The following is a 1,309-nucleotide window of genomic DNA, read 5'->3' on the forward strand; positions in this document are numbered from 1 at the left end:
TGAAGTGCCCCGGGTTTTGTTCCTAGGCATTTGCCTTGATTTCCATTCTCTCGTGATTTGGGTTGCTAGTCCAAAACTCTTCTTCTACTTCTGCCGGCGTACGGTAGCCGAGACTTTGGTGAAGCCTTGATTCGTTCCACCACGTGACCCACTCGAAGGTCGCGATTTCTACGTCGACCACATCGTTCCAAGTGCGGGTATGAATGATTTCATTTTTGTAGGAACCGTTGACGTTTTCGGCTAAGGCATTGTCGTAGGAATCACCGACCGTCCCAGTAGAGGCCGTGATTCCGTGCTCGGCTAGACGCTCGTTGTAGACAATGCTGACGTATTGCGATCCGTGATGTGCATGGTGAACAAGGCCCGCTGTGTTCTTGGCACACACAATGGCTTGATTCAGCGCCTGCAGCGGCAACGCCTCGGTACGCATCGAATCGGACAACGCCCACCCGACGATCCGACGGGAGTACACGTCAGTCACGAACGCTGTGTACGCGAAGCCGCCTCGCGTGCGGACGTACGTAATGTCAGCGACCCATAGACGGTTGGGTCCACAGGCCTTGAATTCACGGTTAACGAGGTCAGGTCGCGCATCCGGGCCCGTAGGCTTACGGGTGGTGATGGGTGCACCACCTTTTCCCTTTCCGGACAGGCCAGCCAGGCGCATCAACCGGGCAGTCTGTTCGCGACCAATATCAATACCTTCACGTCGAAGCGCGTGCCACATTTTCCGCACGCCGTAAACGCCGTAATTGCCAGCGTGAACCTCGCGAAGACGTTCCACGAGGGCAGCATCGCGAAGGCGGCGAGCGCTCACGCCACGTGCTTTGTGTTGGCGGTACCCGCGCGAGGTGATAAATCCTCCCTCACGATGATTCCTTAACGTCTGGCAGATGAACTCGGGCTGTGAAACGATCCCGCTGTTTATCGATGAATCGGATCATTTCCGACGTTTGGGGTCGAGTTCTGACGCGAAAAAAGCCGATGCGGCCTTCAGCAATTCGTTTATGTCACGTAGCTCCTGAACTTCGCGGCGTAGCTTGGCATTTTCAGCAGCCAGGTCTTCAGGCAGACGCTCGGGAACTCGTCCTTCGCGGCGAGCTGCCTGCGTCCATTGGCGAGCTGTGTGCCATGAGACGCCCAGTTTGGGTGCCACAATCTTGCACGCTTCCTGCGTGGATATATTCTCCGCCATAATGCGGTCTTCTACGAGACGGACAACGCGGTCCTTCGCATCCTGGTCAAATTTCCTCGGCATGTTCCAAATTTTCCCATCTACTCAAACGGAACAAAACCTGGGGCACTTCAT

1 pseudogene is annotated in these 1,309 nt (G+C 55.6%); it reads right to left on the reverse strand.

Annotated features, from left to right (window positions below):
• Positions 1-22 precede the first annotated feature (22 nt).
• Positions 23-1,258, reverse strand: a pseudogene (locus BLT47_RS09220) (IS3 family transposase).
• Between the last annotated feature and the right edge of the window lie 51 nt (positions 1,259-1,309).

It is taken from the genome of Actinobaculum suis (genome assembly GCF_900102025.1).
GTDB lineage: Bacteria > Actinomycetota > Actinomycetes > Actinomycetales > Actinomycetaceae > Actinobaculum > Actinobaculum suis.